Here is a 19,403-nt window from a genome sequence, read left to right as displayed (position 1 = left end):
TCGCCGGGAGAATGTTATGAACCACCACGCTTCATTGATCATCACCAACGGCAAGTTTCACACCGTCGATCGCCAACACCCCACCGCGCAAGCGGTCGCCATCCGCGACGGCAAGTTTCTGGCGGTCGGCAGCGAAAGCGAAGTCATGCAGCACGCCGGGCCGGAAACCCAGGTGATCGATCTGCACGGCCACACCGCCATTCCGGGCCTGAACGACTCGCACCTGCACCTGATCCGCGGCGGCCTGAACTATAACCTGGAGCTGCGCTGGGAAGGCGTGCCCTCGCTGGCCGACGCGCTGCGCATGTTGAAAGAACAGGCGCTGCGCACCCCGAGCCCGCAATGGGTGCGGGTGGTCGGCGGCTGGACCGAATTCCAGTTCGCCGAGCGCCGCATGCCGACGCTGGACGAAATCAACCAGGCCGCGCCGGACACGCCGGTATTTATTCTGCATCTCTACGATCGCGCGCTGCTCAACCGCGCGGCGTTGAAGGTGGTCGGCTACACCAAAGACACGCCGAACCCGCCGGGCGGCGAGATCCAGCGCGACGCCAACGGCAACCCGACCGGCATGCTGATCGCCAAACCCAACGCCATGATCCTGTACGCCACGCTGGCGAAAGGGCCGAAGCTGCCGCTGGAGCAGCAGGTCAACTCCACCCGCCAGTTCATGCGTGAGCTGAACCGCCTCGGTCTCACCAGCGCCATCGACGCCGGCGGCGGCTTCCAGAACTACCCGGAAGATTATCAGGTGATCGCCGAGCTGCACGAGAAAAAGCAGCTGACCATCCGCATCGCCTATAACCTGTTCACCCAGCGGCCTAAACAGGAGCTGGAAGACTTCGAGCTGTGGACCGATATGCTCAAACCGGGCCAGGGCACCGACTTCTATCGCCACAACGGCGCCGGCGAGATGCTGGTGTTTTCCGCCGCCGACTTCGAAGACTTCCTGCAGCCGCGCCCGGATCTGCCGCCGGGCACCGAAGACGAACTGGAGCGGGTGGTGCGCCATCTGGTCGAGCACCGCTGGCCGTTCCGCCTGCACGCCACCTATGACGAATCCATCAGCCGCATGCTGGACGTGTTCGAGAAGGTGAACCGCGACATTCCGTTCAACGGCCTGCACTGGCTGTTCGACCACGCCGAAACCATTACCGAGCGCAATATCGAGCGCGTCAAGGCGCTGGGCGGCGGCATTGCGGTGCAGCACCGCATGGCGTTCCAGGGGGAGTATTTCGCCGACCGTTACGGCATCGAAGCCACCAAACATACGCCGCCGGTGGCGAAAATGCTGGCGGCCGAGCTGCCGGTCGGGCTGGGCACCGACGCCACCCGCGTCGCCAGCTACAACCCGTGGACGGCGCTGTACTGGCTGGTCTCCGGCCGCACCGTCGGCGGCATGGCGATGTACGACGACAGCGCGCGGCTGGATCGAGAAACGGCGCTGATGCTGTGGACGCAAGGCAGCGCCTGGTTCTCCACCGAGCAGGGCAAGAAAGGCCAGATCAAGGTCGGCCAACTGGCGGATTTGGCGGTGCTGTCGCAGGACTATTTCAGCGTGCCGGAAGAGCAGATCAAAGGCATCGAGTCGGTGATGACGGTGGTGGACGGCAAAGTGGTCTACGCCGCCGGCAGCTTCTCGCCGCTGGCGCCGCCGCCGCTGCCGGTGCTGCCGGAGTGGTCGCCGGTCACCCAGGTGCCGGGCCATTACCGCTCAGCACCGCCGTCGGCGGCGGCCCGCGTCGGGGTAGTGAGCCAGGCGCATCAATGCTGCGGCCCGTGCGGCGTGCACGTACACCAGCATGACATCGCGCGCCGCTCCAGCATCCCGGTGTCGGACGAGAATGCCTTCTGGGGCGCGTTCGGCTGTTCGTGTTTCTCGTTCTAAGTTATCAAGCCAATAACTTATTATAAAGTTAACTCAATAAGCTATTAAGCTGGCAACATAATAAATTAATGGCGCTGTCCACGGGAGAGCGCCATTTCATTTTCAATCGCGGTTGATCTCCAGCCAGCGCCGCTGTTCGGCGGAGGCGGCTATCGCGTCCAGCACGCACGACACCTTCCAGCCCTCTTCAAAGTCCGGCCACATGCGATCGCCCGCGGCGATGCCGTTGACCAGATCGCGGATCTCCACCGTCTTCTGATCGTTAAAACCAATGCCGTGCCCGGCGCTGATGCAAAACGCCGCATAGTCCGGGTGCTTCGGCCCCACCAGCAACGTCTTGAACCCCTGCCGCTCCGCCGGTTCATCGTGCCGATACAGCTTCAGCTCCGCCATCCGTTCCTGGGTATAACTCAGCGTGCCTTTGGTGCCGGTAACCACATAGGTCAACCCCATCTTGCGCCCGCAGGCAATGCGCGACGTTTCGATAGTGCCCATCGCGCCGCCGGCGAAACGCAGCAACGCACTGGCCTGATCTTCGTTTTCCACCGGGTGCAGGCGCGTCGGGTCTTGCGGATCCGGGCGCTGTTTGATCACGGTCTGCATATCGCCGGAAACCGCCACGATATCGCCCACCAGGTAGTGCGCCATATTGACGATGTGCGCCGCCAGATCCCCGAGCGCGCCCAGCCCGGCGCTGGCGCGGCGACAGTGCCAGTCGATCGGCGTGCGCGGATCGGCCAGATAATCCTCATTGTGGGTACCGTAAAAATGCACCACCTCGCCGATTTCGCCGTTGGCGATAATTTCGCGCGCCAGTTGGCTGGTGGGGTTTTTCATGTAGTTAAAACCGACCAGCGTTTTCACCCCCTTAGCGCGCGCGGCCTGCACCATCTCCGCCGCGTCGGCGGCGTCCAGCGCCAGCGGCTTTTCCGAATACACGTGCTTGCCGTGGCGGATCGCCGCCAGCGCCATCTCTTTGTGCAAAAAGTTGGGGGCGCAGATGTCCACCACATCGATCGCCGGATCGGCCACCAGCTGCCGCCAGTCGCCGGTCGAGCGCGCAAAGCCGAATTCGGCGGCGCGCTGCGCCGCCAGCTCGGGCGTCACTTCCGCCAGCATCTCCAGCACCAGCTCCCCTTTCAGAGGAAAGACCGTGGCGGCCTGCGCATAGGCGATAGCGTGACAACGCCCGATATAACCGGTGCCGATTAACCCAACGCGTACCTGTTTCATCATTTTCTCCCGTGACCAAAACTCTGCGTAGAACCAGGCGTCGCTCAATGAAACGCGCCGGTTGATAACGGGTTTATATGGAATATAAATTTCAATAACAAGCACACAGGAAAATAAAGTTCATATTCGTGATGCCGTTCATGAAACGTTGACGGGATGATGTAATGAGGAAAGTCCGGACACGGCGGGGCGTATCCGGACAAGATGAAATGAACCGTTTATTTCATATCACGGTAAACCGTTAGCACCGTGCTGCACGTAGCCAGGGCGTTGCAGCAGGCGCTGCTGATAGGCCGCCAGCGCCGCATAATGCGGCCGCTCGAACGGCGTCATCAGCCAACGGTTCAGCGACAGCCCCAGCACCACGTCCGCCAGCGTGAAGGCGGCGCCGGCGGCATAAGGGCCGTGCTGCGCCAGATGTGCGTCCAACAAGCCCATCAGCCGGTTCCATTCGCGCTCGGCGGCTGCCAGGCTGGCGGCATCCTGATAATCCGCATGCCCACGCACCCGCGACATAAACACGTAGCGCCAGGCTCCGTTCAGATCGGTGGCCTGCCAGTCCATCCACATCTCCACCGCCGCGCGCGCGCCGGGTGCCTGCGGCAGCAGATCTTGCCGCCCTTCCCGCCCCGCCAGATAGCGGCAAATGGTATTCGACTCCCACAGCACCCGTGCGCCGTCGATCAGCACCGGCACCAGGCCGTTGGGATTCAGCGCCAAAAACGCCGGCTCCTGCGTGGAGCGATAACCGCTGCCCCAGTCCTCCCGTTCCAGCGTCAGCCCCAACTCCTGACAGGTCCATAACACCTTGCGCACGTTGATCGATGAGGCTTTACCCAATAATTTCAGCATTGACTTTCCTTATTCTCTCCAGAACGGTTTATACCCTTCCCTCCAGGCCTCCGCCCGCGTCAGGCCGATATCCGCCAGCTGCCTGTCGTTCAGCAGCAGTAACTCTCTGCGCGTTCTGCGACGCAACAAATACCAACGCCAGCGTGACCAGCCTACCCGTCGCCACATCGTCATGCCATCAAACAGAGCCATCTTATTATCCCCCCTGATGTTTTCGCCTGGTAGTGATGATGCGCGCCAGGCAAAAAACAATACAGATTCACGCTGGCGCTATTTTTTTCATACAGCTGCGCCAAAAAACCCGCTGAATGGTTTATTTTGAACGTATCTGTACCGGTTTTTTAATCCTTACCCCCGATGAGAGGCCTCTGTATGACACGCTACGCCACGCTGGCCGCCATTCTCAGCCAACGCATTCAGCAAGGGTTGTATCCGGCCGGCCATCGCCTGCCTTCGGTGCGCGCGTTGAGCCAGGAGCACGGCGTCAGCATCAGCACGGTGCAGCAAGCCTACCGGTTGCTCGAGGAACAGCGCCTGGTGGAAGCGCGGCCGAAGTCGGGCTACTTCGTGCATACGCGGCGCGCGCAGGCCGAGCTGCCCGCCATGACGGCGCCGGTGCAGCGGCCGGTGGACATTTCGCAATGGGAGCAGGTGCTGGAACTGGTGCGCAGCCGGCCGCGCGAAGGCCTGATCCAGCTGGGGCGCGGCATGCCGGATATCGCCGAACCGACGATGAAACCGCTGATCGTCGCCCTGCGCAACGCCGCCCGCCACGGCGACCTGCGCAGCCTGTATTACGACAGCATTCAGGGCGTGGCCGCGCTGCGCGAACAGGTCGCCCGTCTGCTGCTGGACTCCGGCTGCCAAATCGGCCCCGATCAGCTGCTGATCACCACCGGTTGTCAGGAAGCAATCTCCGCCGGGCTGCGCGCCGTTTGCCAACCCGGCGACATCGTGGCGGTCGATTCGCCCTGCTTCCACGGCACCATGCAGACGCTGAAGGGTCTGGGCATCAAGGCGCTGGAAATCCCCACCGATCCGCTCACCGGCGTCAGCCTGGCCGCGCTGGAGATGGCGCTGGAACAGTGGCCGGTCAAGGCCATCCTGCTGACGCCCAACTGCAATAATCCGCTGGGCTACATCATGCCCGACGCCCACAAACAGCGGCTGCTGACGCTGGCGCAGCGTCACGACGCGGCGATCATCGAAGACGATGTCTACGGCGACATCGCCTATCACTACCCGCGGCCGCGCACCATCAAGTCATTCGACGACGACGGCCGCGTGCTGCTGTGCAGCTCGTTTTCCAAAACGCTGGCGCCGGGGCTGCGCGTGGGCTGGATCGCGCCCGGCCGCTACCTGGAACGGGTGCTGCACATGAAGTTCATCGGCTCCGGCGCCACCGCCACCCAGCCGCAGCTGGCGATCGCCGAATTTATCCGCGGCGGGCATTACCTGCAGCACCTGCGGCGCATGCGCGCACGCTACCAGCAGAACCGCGATCGCATGACCGATCTTATCCTGAAACACTTTCCGGACGGCACCCGCGTCAGCCGGCCACGCGGCGGTTTTATGCTGTGGATCGAACTGGACGAAGCGTTCGACACCCTGCGGCTGAACCGCCATCTTGAACAGCAAGGCATACAAATCGCCGTCGGCAGCATCTTTTCCGCCGCCGGCAAGTACCGCAACTGCCTGCGCATCAACTATGCGCCGACGCTGACGACAGAGATCGAGCTGGCAGTACAGAAGGTCGGCGCCACCATCCAGCGGCTGATGCCGGCCGACAGTTTGGCGCAATCGGATTAAATCTTGACGCGATCGGATTATCGCTGCGCTGCCCGGCGCTCTAAAGTGGCATCACACCCACTCGCAATCAGGAAGGTCATGATGTCTCAGTCACAGGTATGGTTAATCACCGGCAGTTCCCGCGGCCTGGGCCAACAGCTGGCGCAGGCGGTGTTGGCCGCCGGGCACCGTCTGGTCGCCACCGCCCGTCAGCCGCAACAGCTGCAGCCGCTGGTGGAACGCTACGGCGATCGGGTCGCCACGATCGCGCTCGACGTCACCGACGCCGCTGCCGCCGAACGCGCGGTGCGCACGGCGATTGAACGCTTCGGTCGGCTGGACGTGCTGGTCAACAACGCCGGCTACGGCAATATCGCACCGGTGGAGGAAGCCGATGAAGCCGATTTTCGCGCGCAGCTCGAAACCAACTTCTTCGGCGTGTTCAACGTCACCCGCGCGGCGCTGCCGATATTACGCCTGCAGGGCAGCGGCCATATCATCCAGATCGCCACCATCGGCGCTCGCCTCGGCATTGCCGGCCTCAGCGCCTACCATACCGCCAAGTGGGCGGTCGAAGGGTTCTCCGAATCATTGGCCAAAGAGATGGCCCCCTTCGGCGTCAAGGTGACGATGGTCGAACCCGGCGGCTTCCGCACCGACTGGGCCGGTTCTTCAATGACCATTGCGCCGATCGGCGAAGCCTATCAGCCGACGCTGGGGCCAATGCTGGCCTTCCTGCAGCAGCATAACGGCAGCCAAACCGGCGATCCGGCCAAGGCGGCGCAGGCGATCCTGCAGCTGGCGGCGCTGGAAGCCCCTCCGCTACGCCTGCTGCTCGGCAGCGACGCAGTGCATATGGCGGCGCAGGTGTTGGCAGAACGCCAGGCGGAGGACGCCGCGTTTCGCACTCTCAGCCTGAGCACCGACCACGACGACAGCTCGCCGGATCACGCCGCGATGGCGGCGGTGGTGACGGGAAAACCCTAAGGAGCCCGCATTGAGCAGCGATCAAATCCCGGTTTCCGGCGCACTGGCGGTACACCTGGCGGCGCAGGGCGTCGATATCGAGCAGCTCGGCCGATTGGCCGGGTTGCCCGCCGGGCTGTTCGGCGAACGGCGCGACAAGATTAAACTCACTACGCAACAGTTCTTCTCTCTTTGGCGCAGTCTGCCGCAGTTGAACGACGATCCCGCCTTCGGTCTGCGCCTGGGCGGCGAGGCGGCGCCGGAACACTATGACATTGCCTTGATCGCCGCGCTGCATTCCGCCACGCTGGGCGAAGCATTGCAAAAGGTGGCGCGCTATAAACGGCTGGTTTGCCCGGAAGAGCTGATGCTGGTGGAAGACGGCGACAGCATGCGCTTGCACACCCGCTGGATCATGAGCGAGGGCCACGCGCCGGCGCTGCTGATCGACGCCATGTTCGCCGCCATCACGGCCCTGTGTCGGCGCGGCACCGGCTTGCCCCTGCAGCCGCAGGCGATCGAATTGACCCGGCGGCCGGACGCCGCCTCGCCGCTGGCGCACTATTTCGGCTGCCCGGTGACATTCCACGCGCCGCAGGACGTGCTGGTGTTTGACCGCGCGCTGATAGACCAACCGTTCATCACTTACAATCAGGACATGCTGGCCATGTTGCTGCCGGGGCTGGAGGCGGAGCTGGCCAAATCGCAGTCGGCGCACGATCTGCCCACGCAGGTGATGGCGATCCTCAGCCGCAGCATGCGCGGCCAGCGCCCCAGCGTCAACAGCGTGGCCGCTGAACTCTATCTCAGCCCGCGCACGCTGCAGCGCCGCTTGCAACAGCACGGCTACAGCTACCAGCAATTGTTGGACAAAACCCGCCACCGCACCGCCTGCCGGCTGTTGGCGGAAACCGACCTTGAACCGGGCGAAATCGCCTTTGTGCTGGGATTCGAAGAGCTGAATTCGTTCAGCCGCGCCTTTATTCAGTGGGAAACGCTGACGCCCAGCCGCTGGCGCACGCAGCGCGCCGCCGGCCAGTGGGAGAACAGAGCATGAAAGTGATTATTTTCGGCGCCAGCGGCATGGTGGGCCAGGGCGCGCTGCGAGAATGCCTGCGCGATCCGCGCGTCAGCGCAGTGCTCAGCATCGGCCGAAGCCCGTTGGCCCAGAGCCACGCCAAACTGCGCCAGCTTTCTGTGCCCGATCTGCGTGATCTGTCGGCGCTGGAGCCGCAGCTCGCCGGCTACGACGCCTGCTTCTTCTGCCTGGGGATTTCGTCCTCCGGCCTGAGTGAAGCTGAATATCGCGCGGTGACTTACGATCTGACGCTGGCCGCCGCCCGCCCGTTGGCGACGCTGAATCCGTCGATGGTCTTCGTCTACGTCTCCGGCCTCGGCACCGACAGCAGCGAACGCGGCCGCAGCATGTGGGCCAGGGTCAAGGGCGCCACCGAAAACGCGCTGCTGGCGCTGCCGTTCCACGCGGTGATGTTCCGTCCCGGCGCCATTGTGCCGCTGCACGGCATTCGCTCCAAAACCCGCCTCTACGATCTGGCCTATCGGCTGTTCAAGCCGCTGTGGCTCGGCGCATTGCGGCTGTTTCCCGCCCGGGTAAGCAGCACCGAACGAATCGGGCGGGCGATGCTGGCGGTGGCGCGACGGGAAAGCGCGCTGCGCATCATCGAACCGGCGCAGATCAACCGGCTGGCGGCATCCTGAACAACGGGGTTAACCGCCCTGCCGCCAATACTCCGCCACCCGGCGGCGCAGGTGTTCGATACCCTGCGGATGGTGAATAAACTGCTCCACCGGCATCATCCGCCAACGCTGCCCCTCGTCGCCGAAACGTATGGCGGCGATCTGCGCCGGAGTGATCATCCCGGCCATGAACCAGGTCGGCGGATAGCCGGGCAAAATGCCGTCGTAGCGCCGCCGCCAGACAACCTGACGTTCGGCGATCGCCACGCCGAACTCTTCCTGCGTCTCCCGCCGCACGCACTGCAGCGGCGTTTCGCCGTTCTCCCGCCCGCCGCCGGGCAGATCCCACAGGCCGGGCCACGGAATGCCCGGTTTATCGTCCCGTTGGTAAACCAGCAGGAAACCATCGCACAGCAGCGCGATCTTGGCCCCGCCAAACGCCTCGTCCGTCATGATTTTTCCGCTCCCTGCCCATTGCCTTTGACTGAACATCATACTTCATCCCCGCGCGGCCTGGTGTATAGTGAAAATCCGTTTTCACAACAGGCGAACAATAACGATGAACTCTCCGTTTCTGGTGACCCCTCAATGGCTTGCGCAACATATCAACGATGAAAATCTGGTGGTGATCGACGTCCGGATGTCGCCGGTGGGGCTAACGCCGAAAAAGGACATGCTTGCCGAGTTCGAACGCGGCCATATCCCCGGCGCGGTCTATTTCGACATCGACGAAGTGGCGGACAAAAACACCGCGCTGCCGCACATGCTGCCGACGGCGGCGGAGTTTGGCGCGGCGGTGGGCAAACTGGGCATCAGCGAGCGCGATACCCTGGTAATTTACGATGAGGGTAACCAGTTCTCCGCGCCGCGCGGCTGGTGGACCTTCCGCAATTTCGGCGCCCAGCATGTTTACGTACTGGACGAAGGGCTGAACGGCTGGACAGCGCAGGGCCAGGCGCTGGCCACCGGCCCGGCGCAGCCTGAACCGCAGGCGTTCAACGCCCGGTTCAACGCCGACGCGGTGGTGGATATGCGGCAAGTGGAACAGGCGTTAGGCACACCGGTGCAAATTCTCGACGCGCGCGCCGCGCCGCGCTTTTATGCCGAAGCGCCGGAGCCGCGCCCCGGCCTGCACCGCGGCCACATTCCCGGCAGCATCAACATTCCGTACGGCGAGCTGCTGGAAAACGGCCGCTTCAAATCGCTGGAGGCGCTGCGCCAAACCTTCAGCGACAAGGGCGTGGATATCAACGGCCCGATCATCACCAGCTGCGGCTCCGGCGTGACGGCGGCGGTGCTGGCGTTCGGCCTGCTGTCGCTCGGCGCCCCGCAGGTCAAGCTGTATGACGGCGCCTGGAGCGAATGGGGCCAGCTGAGCGGCAAACAGCCCATCGCCAAAGATTAGGTTTCGATCCGCTCGACCACGATCTGCGCCAGCCGCTGCACGGCCGCCGAGGGCTGATCCTCGGCGCGGTGCAGCACCACGCCGAGCTGGCCGAGAACGGGCAGCAGTTCGGGCGCCAACGGTGACAGGCCGGGCGGCAAACCCGCCGCCGTGCGCACCGTGACGCCCAACCCGGCGCTCACCGCCGCCCAAACGCCGTTCAGGCTGCGGCTGCTAAAGGCGATGCGCCAGGGAATGCCGGCGCGATCCAGCGCCTGCGTCGCCGCGCTGCGCATCAGGCAGGGCGCGTCGAACATCACCAACGGCAAGGGTTCGTCCCCTTCTCGCCACGGCGCCAGCGCGAAGCCGGGCGACGCGATCCAGTGCAACTGCCGCTGCCCCAGCGCCTGATGAAACGGCGTGCTCAAACCGCCGTCCCACGCCAGCGACAGATCCAGCTGGCCTTTCAGCACCCAGTCGATCAGCTCGGCATTGCGGGCGATGCGCGCCTCGATGCGCACCTTCGGATTGGCGCGCGCGAAGCTGCCCAACACCTGCGGCAGAAACGTCTCGCCGAAATCTTCCTGCAGCCCCAGCCGCACCGTGCCCTGCAGATCCAACCCGCGCACCGCGGCGGCGGCTTCGTCATTGAGCTCCAGCAGGCGGCGCGCGTAACCGAGCAGGGTTTCCCCCGCCTCGGTCATCACCATGCCGCGTCCGGCCTTGCGCAGGATCGGCGCGCCGACCTGCTGCTCCAGCTTTTTCAGGTGAGCGCTGACCGCCGACGTCGAACGCCCCAGCCGTTCCGCCGCCTTGGCGAAGCTGCCCAGCTCGACGCCGGTGACGAAGCTGCGCAAATCCTCGAGATCGAACGTGATTCGCCCCATGCTGACCATCCTGATTTTCTGAACCATCAATCAAAATAATACCGATTTTACTGATAAAGATGGCGTGTCACGCTCTCCCGGTCAATGTCTTTGCGGAGAATCCTTATGCTCGCGATGCAATACCGTTTCACCCTGCCCGCCGATTACGACATGGCGATCGTCCGCCGCCGCATCGCCGATTTCGGCCATCGGCTCGACGCCTGCCCGCAGCTGATCGTCAAAGCCTATCTGTACGCGCAGCGCAGCGAAGGCAGCGCCGAAAATCTCTACGCTCCCTTCTACCTGTGGAACAGCAGCGCCGGCATGAACGATTTCCTGGCCGGCGAAGGTTTCAGAGGCCTCAGCCAGGCGTTCGGCTGGCCGCGCGTCAATCATTGGCTGCCGTGGCTGACGCATTTCGATCGCCCTCATCTGGCCGAGGCCGCCTGGGCAACCTGTCAGGAACAGGCCATCATCCCCTACAGCGATCTCCCTGCGCTGCGTCGGCAACAGCAGGCGGCGCCCGGCGCGCTGGCCTCCATCGTGGCGTTCGACCCCGCCGAGTGGCGGTTAGTGCGGCTGGATTTATGGCGTGAACCGCCGCAGGCACGGCCGCAAAACGGCCAGCTGTTCCGCGTCGGCCATCTGTCCATCCCCTTTGACCACACTGCGCCGCGGGTTGACAGTCAAACTTGATATTGATAATCATTATCAACATCAAACATTCACTTGCGGCTCGCGGGATGCGTGCCGCTCTCCGGGGTCAACCGTCATGCCGTCATCACCGATCACACCTTACGCCACCACCTGCTGCATCGTGGGGGGCGGCCCCGCCGGGCTGATGCTCGGCTATCTGCTGGCGCGGGCGGGGATCGACGTGACGGTGCTGGAGAAGCACGCCGACTTTCTGCGTGATTTTCGCGGTGACACCATTCACCCGTCGACGCTGGAAGTCATGCATCAGCTGGGTCTGCTCGACGAACTGCTGACGTTGCCGCACCAACGCGCGGAATCCCTGCATGCCGAAGTCGCCGGCCGCGACATCAAGCTGGCGGATTTCAGCCGCCTGCCGACGCGCTGCAAATTTATCGCCTTTATGCCGCAGTGGGAGTTCCTCAACTTTTTGGCGCAGCAGGCCGCCGCCTTCCCCCATTTCAGGCTGCTCACCTCGACGCAGGTTCATGAGCTGCTGTATGACCGCGGCCAGGTGTGCGGCGTGCTGGCCGACGCGCCGGAGGGTCCGATCCGCGTGCGCAGCCGGCTGGTGATCGGCACCGACGGCCGCAACTCGGTGGTGCGCGAGCAGGCGGCGCTCAGCAGCCGCTCCTTCGGCGCCCCGCGCGACGTCTTGTGGATGAAGCTCAGCAAGCAGCCGGGCGATCCGGCCTGGTCGATGGGCCACACCGGGCCGAAGCAAAACTTCATCATGATCGATCGCGGCGACTACTGGCAGTGCGGCTATTCGATCGACAAAGGTAGCTTCGACGCGATCCGCCGCAGCGGGCTGGAGAAATTTTTGCTGCACCTCGCCGAGGTGGCGCCATTCCAGGACGATCGCCTGCAGGAGATCGTCGAGTGGGATCAGGTAAAACTGCTGAGCATTCGCATCGATCGTCTGGATCGCTGGGCCAAACCGGGCGTGCTGTGCATCGGCGACGCCGCGCACGCCATGTCGCCGATCGGCGGCGTGGGCGTCAACCTGGCGATTCAGGACGCGGTGGCCGCCGCCAACGCCCTGATCCCGCCGCTGCGCCAGCATCGTCTGCAGCTGAAGCATCTGCTGAGCGTGCAGCGCCGGCGCGAATTTCCCACCCGGGCCATCCAGTTTTTGCAGATCAAAATGAGTCAGCGTAAGCCGGGTCAGCGCCGCGCCGCCGCCGGCTCGCGCCTGATCGCCCGCATCGGCAACAGCCGCTGGCTGCCGCGCCTGTTCGGCCGCATCATCGGCCTGGGCTTTCGCCGCGAAACGCCGCGGCATCTTGAAAATTAACCCGCTATACTCATCGGTTCTTGCTTCGATGAGGTTCACTCATGTTCACCGTCCGTCAGGCATTGCTGGAAGATTTAACCCTGGTGCGCGATATCGGCATCCGCACCTATCGCGCCCACTTCGGTGAGCTGTGGCGCTACCCGCACGAGCTGGAGGCCTTTCTGGCGGAGGATTTTTCCGTCTCCGCGCTGGAACAGACGCTGCGCCAGCCAGACGTGTGCTGGCTGTTGGCCTATGAGGATGACGCCCTGGTCGGCTATGCGCGGGTGAACTTCGACAGCCTGCTGGCACCAACCGAACAAATCGGCGCAGAGCTGCAGAAAATCTATTTCCTGCCGGGCCATGCCGGCAACGGCTATGGCCAGCGCCTGTTCGAACAGGTGCAGCAGCGGGCCATCGAGCGCCAGCAGAAGACGCTGTGGCTGGAGGTGCTGCAACGCAACACCGGCGCCCAACGTTTTTATCAGCGCCAGGGATTGAGCATGTGTGGCGAGACCTGCTACACCAGCGCCCAGGGCTCGATAGGCATCTGGTATATGAGCAAGGCGCTGTAACCGCGCCCCGCTCCGCCGCCGTTTAGCGCGGCTCCCGCTGCAGCATCAGGAACAGCAAGGCAAACGCATTGGGCGCCAGGTAGATCAGCGCCCCCAGCTGCACCGCCAGCGGGTTCTCTTTGGCCTGCCAGGCCATAAACCAGTCGCCGGCGACCACCATAAAGCCGACGCCCCACACCGTTATCGCGCAAAGCGCCCCCAGCATCGCCCAGGCTTTGCCCTTGGCGAAAGCGGCGTAAGGGCCTTTCAATCGCCCGATCATCAGCACCACGCCCGCGGCCGCGAATAGGCCGGCCAGCGTTTCCAGCGCGGTGATGACCGCCAACCCCAACATGCAGGCCCAGTCGGCGCGGATCGCGCGCCACATCAGCCCCGGCGTTTGATAGGTATCCTGCATGGCAAGCAGCGGCCCGACCGCATTGCGCGCGGTGCCGGCGAAATCCGCCGTATTGTTCAACAGGCTGAACAGCCCCCACAGGGCCGGAAACAGAGACAGGACGATGCAACCGAGGCGTGACACAGTGATTTCGTTCATGATGATGTTAGCTATCCATGGCAAGGGATTAATAAAGAACGTCTTTTAGATTAATCCATAACATCAGCAAGGAAAAACAACGGCACGACTTTCAGACATGCGGCTCCCATTTTTTCGTTCAAATCGCCACCAGCCCGCGTACGCCGTCCTGTTCCATATTGCTGCCGGCGCCGCGCTGCACGATGCTGCCGCGCGACATCACCAGATAGCTGTCCGCCAGATCGGCGGCGAAGTCATAGAACTGCTCCACCAGCAGGATCGCCATATCGCCGCGCGCCGCCAGCTGTTTGACCACTGCGCCAATCTCCTTGATCACCGAAGGTTGGATCCCTTCCGTCGGTTCGTCGAGGATCAACAGCTGCGGCCGGCAGGCCAGTGCCCGACCGATCGCCAGCTGCTGTTGCTGCCCGCCGGAAAGATCGCCGCCGCGCCGATCCTTCATTTGCCGCAGCACCGGAAACAGGTCATAGATCGGATCCGGCACCGCGCGCGCGTCGGCGCCGGAAAAACGCGCCAGCCCCATCAGCAGATTTTCCTCCACCGTCAGGCGCGGAAAAATCTCCCGCCCCTGCGGCACATAGGCGATGCCCGCCTGCACCCGCTGATGCGGCTTTTTACCGGTGATGGTTTCGCCCTGCCAACGGACGCTGCCGCTGCGCGCCGGGATCAGCCCCATCAGGCATTTCAGCAGCGTGGTCTTGCCCACGCCGTTGCGCCCCAGCAGGCAGGTCACCTCGCCGATGCGCGCCTCGAACGACAGGCCGCGCAGAATGTGGCTGCCGCCGTAATACTGATTCAATTCTTCTACCTGCAGCATGATTACGCCTCCTCAGCGCCCCAGATATACCTCAATCACCCGTTCATCGGCCTGCACCTGCGCCAGCGATCCTTCCGCCAGCACCTGTCCCTGATGCAGCACCGTCACGCGATCGGCGATGGTCTCCACAAACCCCATGTCGTGCTCCACCACCATCAGCGAATGCTTGCCCGCCAGCTCGCGGAACAGTTCGGCGGTATAGTCGGTTTCGGCGTCGGTCATGCCGGCCGCCGGTTCGTCCAGCAGCAGCAGGTGCGGCTCCTGCACCAGCAGCATGCCGATCTCGAGAAACTGTTTCTGCCCGTGGGACAGCAACCCGGCGGGCCGGTGGCGCTCATGCCCCAGCCGCAGGGTCTTCAGCATCTCGTCGATGCGGTCGCGCTGCTCGCTGCTCAGGCGAGCGCGCAGGCAGGCCCACACCGACTTGCGGGTTTTCTGCGCGATTTCCAGGTTTTCAAATACCGTCAGCGCCTCGAACACCGTCGGTTTTTGAAACTTGCGGCCAATGCCGGCGTGGACGATCTGCATCGGCGCCAGCCGGGTCAGATCGACGGTCTGATCGTAAAACACCCTGCCGCTGTCCGGCCGGGTTTTGCCGGTGATCACATCCATCAGCGTGGTCTTGCCGGCGCCGTTGGGGCCGATCACGCAGCGCAGTTCGCCGACGCCAATGCGCAGCGACAGATCGGTCAGCGCGCGAAAACCGTCGAAGCTGACGTTGACGTTGTCGAGCTGCAGCACCGGATCGGTTTGCTGCCGGTATTTGTCCGCCGGCAGCGGATGGGTAAACAGTTCGTCGGTCACTTGCATCGCCTTCATAAGCTTTTCCTCCGCCGCAGCAGGCCGATCACCCCTTTCGGGAGAAACAGCGTGACGACGATAAACATCAGGCCGAGGAAGAACTGCCAGTATTCGGGAATGGCCATGGTGAACCAGCTCTTGGCGCCGTTGACGATGCCGGCGCCGAGCAGCGGCCCCACCAGCGTGCCGCGCCCGCCGAGGGCTACCCAAATGGCGGCCTCGATCGAGTTGGTCGGCGACATTTCGCCGGGGTTGATGATGCCGACCTGCGGCACATAGAGCGCGCCGGCCAGCCCGCACAGCACCGCCGACAGCGTCCAGACGAACAGCTTGAAGCCCTTCGGGTCGTAGCCGCAGAAGGTCAGGCGGTTTTCCGCATCGCGCACCGCGGTCAGCACCCGGCCGAACTTGCTGCGCGCCAGGGCAAAGCCGATGGCCAGGCTGGCGGCCAGCAGCAGCACCGTCGCCAGGAACAGCGCCACCCGCGTGCCGGCGGCGGTGATGGGAAAGCCGAGCAGCGTGGTGAAACCGGTAAAGCCGTTATTGCCGCCGAAGCCGGTTTCGTTGCGAAAGAACAGCAGCATGCCGGCATAGGTCAGCGCCTGGGTCATGATCGAGAAATACACCCCTTTGATTTTCGAGCGAAAGGCGAAGTAGCCGAACAGAAAGGCCAGCAGGCCCGGCACCAGCACGATCAGACACAGCGCCCAGGCGAAATGCTGGGTGCCGCTCCAGAACCACGGCAGCTCAGTCCAGGAAAGGAACGCCATAAACGCCGGCAGCCCGTCGCCCGCCGCCTGCCGCATCAGGTACATGCCCATGGCGTAGCCGCCGAGCGCGAAGAACAGCCCGTGGCCGAGCGACAGCAGCCCGGCATAGCCCCACACCAGATCGAGCGCCACCGCCACCACCGCGTAGCACAGGATCTTGCCCGCCAGCGTCAGGGTATAGGTGGACACCGCCAGCGGATGATCCGCCGGCAACAGCGTCATGAACGGCATCACCAGCAGCGCCAGCAACGCCAACCCGCCGATGCTCAACGCCAGCCGGGGCGCTTTCTGCACGCCGGTTACGGTCAATGGTTGGCTCATCAGTCAATCACCCTGCCCTTAAGGGCGAACAGCCCCTGCGGACGCTTTTGAATAAACAGAACGATCAGCACCAGGATCAGGATCTTGCCCAGCACGGCGCCGATCTGCGGTTCGAGGATCTTATTGACGATGCCGAGGCCAAAGGCCGCCGCCACCGTCCCCGCCAGCTGGCCGACGCCGCCGAGCACCACCACCAGGAACGAGTCGATGATGTAACCTTGCCCCAGCTCCGGCCCGACGTTGCCCAACTGCGACAGCGCCACCCCGCCGAGCCCGGCGATGCCGGATCCCAGCCCGAAGGCCAGCATGTCCACCCGGCCGGTGGGCACGCCGCAGCAGGCGGCCATCGCGCGGTTTTGCGTCACCGCGCGCACGTTCATGCCGAGCCGGGTCTTGTTCAGCAACAGCCAGGTCAACGCCAGCACCAGCAGCACGAACGCGATCACCGCGATGCGGTTCCACGGCAACACCAGATTCGGCAACAGCTGCACGCCACCCGACAGCCACGCCGGGTTGGCGACCTCGACGTTCTGCGCGCCGAACAACACTCGCACCAGCTGGATCAGCACCAGGCTGATGCCCCAGGTGGCCAGCAGGGTTTCCAGCGGCCGGCCGTACAGGTGGCGGATCACCGTGCGCTCCAGCGCCATGCCGATCCCGGCGGTGATGGCGAACGCCACCGGCAGCGCCGCCAGCGGATAGAGCGCCAGCCACTGCGGCGCAAACTGTTGAAACAGCCCCTGCACCAGATAGGCCGAATAGGCGCCGAGCATCAGCATTTCGCCGTGCGCCATATTGATGACGCCGAGCAAGCCGTAGGTGATCGCCAGACCGAGCGCCGCCAGCAGCAGGATCGAACCGAGCGACAGGCCGCTGAACGCCTGGCCGAGCAGATCGCCGATCATCAGGCGGTGCTGCACGCGCTGCAGGCTGCGTTGCGCCTCGGCGCGCACCGCGGCGTCCGGCTCATTGGCCGCGTCGGTCAACGCTTGCAGGCGCGCGCGGGTTTCCGGCTCGCCCGATCCCCCCAGCAGCCGCACCGCATTGAAGCGCACCTGCGGGCTGGCGTCGGCCAATTGCAGGTTCGCCAGCGCAATGCTCAGCGCGTCACGTACCTGCGGGTCTTTCTCCTGCGCCAGCCGCCGGGTCAACAGCGGCAACTGCTCGGCCTGCGCCTCGCGCTGCAGTGAGGTCGCCGCCTGCAGCCGCACCGCCGCGTCCGCGCTGACCAACCGCTGCGCCGACAATGCGTTGGCGATCAGAATGCGCAGCCGGTTGTTCAGCCATACCCTCTTCGGTTCGCCAACCGGGGCCGCCTCACCTTCAAGCGGCAGATAGCGATCGCCCTGGCGGATAAAGGCGCGCTTCGCCCCGTCGATCGCCACGGTTTCCTGCTGCAGCCCCTGCAGCAACGGCAGACGCGCAGGATCCGGCTCGGCCGCCCACGCCTGCAGCAGTTTGGCCTGCTGCGCGCGAGTGGCCGCCGCGAACTCATCGGCCGGCCCGGCCTGCGCCAGCAGGGGCCAGGCGCACAGCAACCACAGCCCGGCGCGCAGAGAGGATAAAAACGGAGATTGCATCAGCTGCCTCTTCTGTTGGGCCGGCGGGCGTTGGGCCGCGCCGGCGCTGAGTGACGTTACTTGCCGCCTTTCACCGGGTAATCCGGTTTTTTGTCGTTACCGGCGATATAGGGACTCCACGGCTGCGCGCGCACCGGCGCTTCGGTCTGCCACACCACGTTGAACTGGCCGTTGCCCTCGATTTCACCAATCATCACCGGTTTGTGCAGGTGGTGATTGGTCTTGTCCATGGTCAGCGTGAAGCCCGACGGCGCGGCGAAGGTTTGCCCGGCCATCGCGGCGCGCACCTTATCGACGTCGGTGGTGCCGGCTTTTTCCACCGCCTGCGCCCACATGTGGAGGCCGACGTAAGTGGCTTCCATCGGATCGTTGGTCACCGCGGTGGCGTAATTCGGCAGATTGTGCGCCTTGGCGTAGGCTTTCCACTGGCTGACAAACTGTTTATTGGTCGGGTTATCCAGCGATTCGAAGTAGTTCCAGGCCGCCAGGTTGCCCACCAGCGGTTTGGTGTCGATGCCGCGCAGCTCTTCCTCGCCGACCGAGAAGGCGATCACCGGCACGTCGGTGGCCTTGACGCCCTGGTTGGCCAGCTCTTTGTAGAACGGCACGTTGGAATCGCCGTTGATGGTGGAGATCACCGCGGTGTTGCCGCCGGCGGCGAACTTCTTGATGTTGGCGACGATGGTCTGGTAATCGCTGTAGCCGAACGGCGTATAGACCTCTTCGATATCCTTGTCCTGCACGCCTTTGCTGTGCAGGAAGGCGCGCAGGATCTTGTTGGTGGTGCGCGGATAGACGTAATCGGTGCCCAACAGGAAGAAGCGCTTGGCGCCGCCGCCGTCCTCGCTCAGCAGGTATTCCACCGCCGGGATCGCCTGCTGGTTCGGCGCCGCGCCGGTGTAGAACACGTTCGGCGACATCTCTTCGCCTTCGTATTGCACCGGGTAGAACAGCAGCCCGTTCAGCTCCTCAAACACCGGCAGCACCGACTTGCGCGACACCGACGTCCAGCAGCCGAACACCGCCGCCACCTTGTCCTGGCTCAGCAGCTGGCGCGCCTTTTCGGCGAACAGCGGCCAGTTGGAGGCCGGATCCACCACCACCGGCTCCAGCTTTTTGCCGAGCACCCCGCCTTTGGCGTTGATCTCGTCGATGGTCATCAGCGCCACATCCTTCAGCGGCGTCTCGGAAATCGCCATGGTGCCGGAGAGCGAACTCAGAATGCCGACCTTGATGGTGTCGGCGGCCTGCGCGCTCCAGGCCAGGCCCATGCCGATCGCGGCGGCGGACAGCGCAAAAGCTTTGATAAAACGACGACGTTGCATAGTTCAAACTCCTGATGTGTGTGAAATCAAAATCG

The 19,403-nt window shown here is 64.0% G+C and carries 20 protein-coding genes; 9 read left to right on the top strand and 11 right to left on the bottom strand.

Annotated features, from left to right (window positions below):
• Window positions 1-16: 16 nt before the first annotated feature.
• Window positions 17-1,888, top strand: coding sequence for an amidohydrolase (locus tag ACOWVD_RS18195; protein WP_164095295.1), 1,872 nt, complete (start codon window positions 17-19; stop codon window positions 1,886-1,888).
• A 102-nt stretch (window positions 1,889-1,990) separates the two neighbouring features.
• Here the strand turns inward: ACOWVD_RS18195 and ACOWVD_RS18190 are convergent, their stop codons facing one another.
• From ACOWVD_RS18190 to ACOWVD_RS18180, 3 genes are all read right to left on the bottom strand, one after another.
• On the bottom strand, window positions 1,991-3,121 hold the full coding sequence (locus ACOWVD_RS18190; RefSeq protein ID WP_033640958.1) for a Gfo/Idh/MocA family protein: 1,131 nt from the start codon (window positions 3,119-3,121) through the stop codon (window positions 1,991-1,993).
• Window positions 3,122-3,349: 228 nt separating this feature from the next.
• Window positions 3,350-3,973 (bottom strand): glutathione S-transferase family protein, encoded by a 624-nt coding sequence (locus tag ACOWVD_RS18185; RefSeq protein ID WP_049239852.1) that lies wholly within the window; start codon window positions 3,971-3,973, stop codon window positions 3,350-3,352.
• 9 nt (window positions 3,974-3,982) lie between these two features.
• Window positions 3,983-4,165: a DUF1127 domain-containing protein gene (locus ACOWVD_RS18180; protein WP_004939404.1), complete on the bottom strand. Its 183-nt coding sequence runs from the start codon at window positions 4,163-4,165 to the stop codon at window positions 3,983-3,985.
• A gap of 180 nt (window positions 4,166-4,345) precedes the next feature.
• Here ACOWVD_RS18180 and ACOWVD_RS18175 point away from each other — a divergent pair, with 180 nt between their 5' ends.
• The 4 genes from ACOWVD_RS18175 (at window position 4,346) to ACOWVD_RS18160 (ending at window position 8,446) form a co-directional block, all read left to right on the top strand.
• Entirely contained in the window at window positions 4,346-5,782 is a 1,437-nt protein-coding gene (locus ACOWVD_RS18175; protein ID WP_049239851.1) for a PLP-dependent aminotransferase family protein, read from the top strand.
• A gap of 78 nt (window positions 5,783-5,860) precedes the next feature.
• Window positions 5,861-6,748 (top strand): oxidoreductase, encoded by an 888-nt coding sequence (locus tag ACOWVD_RS18170; protein WP_230857977.1) that lies wholly within the window; start codon window positions 5,861-5,863, stop codon window positions 6,746-6,748.
• A 10-nt stretch (window positions 6,749-6,758) separates the two neighbouring features.
• Window positions 6,759-7,784 carry an AraC family transcriptional regulator gene (locus tag ACOWVD_RS18165; RefSeq protein ID WP_406888012.1) on the top strand — a complete coding sequence of 342 codons (1,026 nt, stop codon included), beginning with the start codon at window positions 6,759-6,761 and terminating at the stop codon, window positions 7,782-7,784.
• On the top strand, window positions 7,781-8,446 hold the full coding sequence (locus ACOWVD_RS18160; RefSeq protein WP_049239848.1) for an epimerase: 666 nt from the start codon (window positions 7,781-7,783) through the stop codon (window positions 8,444-8,446). The genes ACOWVD_RS18165 and ACOWVD_RS18160 overlap by 4 nt, the downstream gene beginning before the upstream one ends.
• A gap of 9 nt (window positions 8,447-8,455) precedes the next feature.
• Here the strand turns inward: ACOWVD_RS18160 and ACOWVD_RS18155 are convergent, their stop codons facing one another.
• On the bottom strand, window positions 8,456-8,878 hold the full coding sequence (locus ACOWVD_RS18155; RefSeq protein ID WP_164095293.1) for an NUDIX hydrolase: 423 nt from the start codon (window positions 8,876-8,878) through the stop codon (window positions 8,456-8,458).
• A 106-nt stretch (window positions 8,879-8,984) separates the two neighbouring features.
• Here ACOWVD_RS18155 and sseA point away from each other — a divergent pair, with 106 nt between their 5' ends.
• A complete protein-coding gene (gene sseA, locus ACOWVD_RS18150; protein ID WP_015377110.1) occupies window positions 8,985-9,830 on the top strand; it encodes a 3-mercaptopyruvate sulfurtransferase in 846 nt (281 codons plus the stop codon).
• Here the strand turns inward: sseA and ACOWVD_RS18145 are convergent.
• On the bottom strand, window positions 9,827-10,696 hold the full coding sequence (locus tag ACOWVD_RS18145; protein WP_049239846.1) for a LysR substrate-binding domain-containing protein: 870 nt from the start codon (window positions 10,694-10,696) through the stop codon (window positions 9,827-9,829). The genes sseA and ACOWVD_RS18145 overlap by 4 nt on opposite strands.
• 105 nt (window positions 10,697-10,801) lie before the next feature.
• On the opposite strand from ACOWVD_RS18145, the gene ACOWVD_RS18140 reads away from it, so the two are divergent.
• From ACOWVD_RS18140 to ACOWVD_RS18130, 3 genes are all read left to right on the top strand, one after another.
• Window positions 10,802-11,371: a DUF4865 family protein gene (locus ACOWVD_RS18140; RefSeq protein ID WP_160125234.1), complete on the top strand. Its 570-nt coding sequence runs from the start codon at window positions 10,802-10,804 to the stop codon at window positions 11,369-11,371.
• A gap of 76 nt (window positions 11,372-11,447) precedes the next feature.
• On the top strand, window positions 11,448-12,665 hold the full coding sequence (locus ACOWVD_RS18135) for an FAD-dependent oxidoreductase (RefSeq protein WP_421105717.1): 1,218 nt from the start codon (window positions 11,448-11,450) through the stop codon (window positions 12,663-12,665).
• Between the two features lie 41 nt (window positions 12,666-12,706).
• The gene (locus ACOWVD_RS18130; RefSeq protein ID WP_021503945.1) at window positions 12,707-13,219 is read left to right on the top strand and encodes a GNAT family N-acetyltransferase; all 513 of its coding nucleotides are present in this window, start codon (window positions 12,707-12,709) and stop codon (window positions 13,217-13,219) included.
• Window positions 13,220-13,241: 22 nt separating this feature from the next.
• Here ACOWVD_RS18130 and ACOWVD_RS18125 read toward each other — a convergent pair whose 3' ends face one another.
• The 6 genes from ACOWVD_RS18125 to urtA all read right to left on the bottom strand — a co-directional run bounded on the left by ACOWVD_RS18125 (window position 13,242) and on the right by urtA (window position 19,368).
• Window positions 13,242-13,754, bottom strand: a complete 513-nt coding sequence (locus ACOWVD_RS18125; RefSeq protein WP_049239843.1) for a DUF2165 family protein — start codon at window positions 13,752-13,754, stop codon at window positions 13,242-13,244.
• Between the two features lie 118 nt (window positions 13,755-13,872).
• On the bottom strand, window positions 13,873-14,571 hold the full coding sequence (urtE, locus tag ACOWVD_RS18120; protein ID WP_049239842.1) for an urea ABC transporter ATP-binding subunit UrtE: 699 nt from the start codon (window positions 14,569-14,571) through the stop codon (window positions 13,873-13,875).
• A 12-nt stretch (window positions 14,572-14,583) separates the two neighbouring features.
• Window positions 14,584-15,390, bottom strand: a complete 807-nt coding sequence (gene urtD / locus ACOWVD_RS18115; RefSeq protein WP_421105716.1) for an urea ABC transporter ATP-binding protein UrtD — start codon at window positions 15,388-15,390, stop codon at window positions 14,584-14,586.
• On the bottom strand, window positions 15,387-16,463 hold the full coding sequence (gene urtC, locus ACOWVD_RS18110; RefSeq protein WP_049239840.1) for an urea ABC transporter permease subunit UrtC: 1,077 nt from the start codon (window positions 16,461-16,463) through the stop codon (window positions 15,387-15,389). The genes urtD and urtC overlap by 4 nt, the downstream gene beginning before the upstream one ends.
• Window positions 16,463-18,043 carry an urea ABC transporter permease subunit UrtB gene (gene urtB, locus ACOWVD_RS18105; protein WP_164095291.1) on the bottom strand — a complete coding sequence of 527 codons (1,581 nt, stop codon included), beginning with the start codon at window positions 18,041-18,043 and terminating at the stop codon, window positions 16,463-16,465. The genes urtC and urtB overlap by 1 nt, the downstream gene beginning before the upstream one ends.
• Before the next feature lie 56 nt (window positions 18,044-18,099).
• Window positions 18,100-19,368, bottom strand: a complete 1,269-nt coding sequence (gene urtA, locus ACOWVD_RS18100; protein WP_033640971.1) for an urea ABC transporter substrate-binding protein — start codon at window positions 19,366-19,368, stop codon at window positions 18,100-18,102.
• Between the last annotated feature and the right edge of the window lie 35 nt (window positions 19,369-19,403).

Origin of the sequence: Serratia sp. SA088 (assembly GCF_049065515.1) — a bacterium.
Taxonomy (GTDB): domain Bacteria; phylum Pseudomonadota; class Gammaproteobacteria; order Enterobacterales; family Enterobacteriaceae; genus Serratia; species Serratia nematodiphila.
This window is presented reverse-complemented; position numbering and strand designations above follow the sequence as displayed.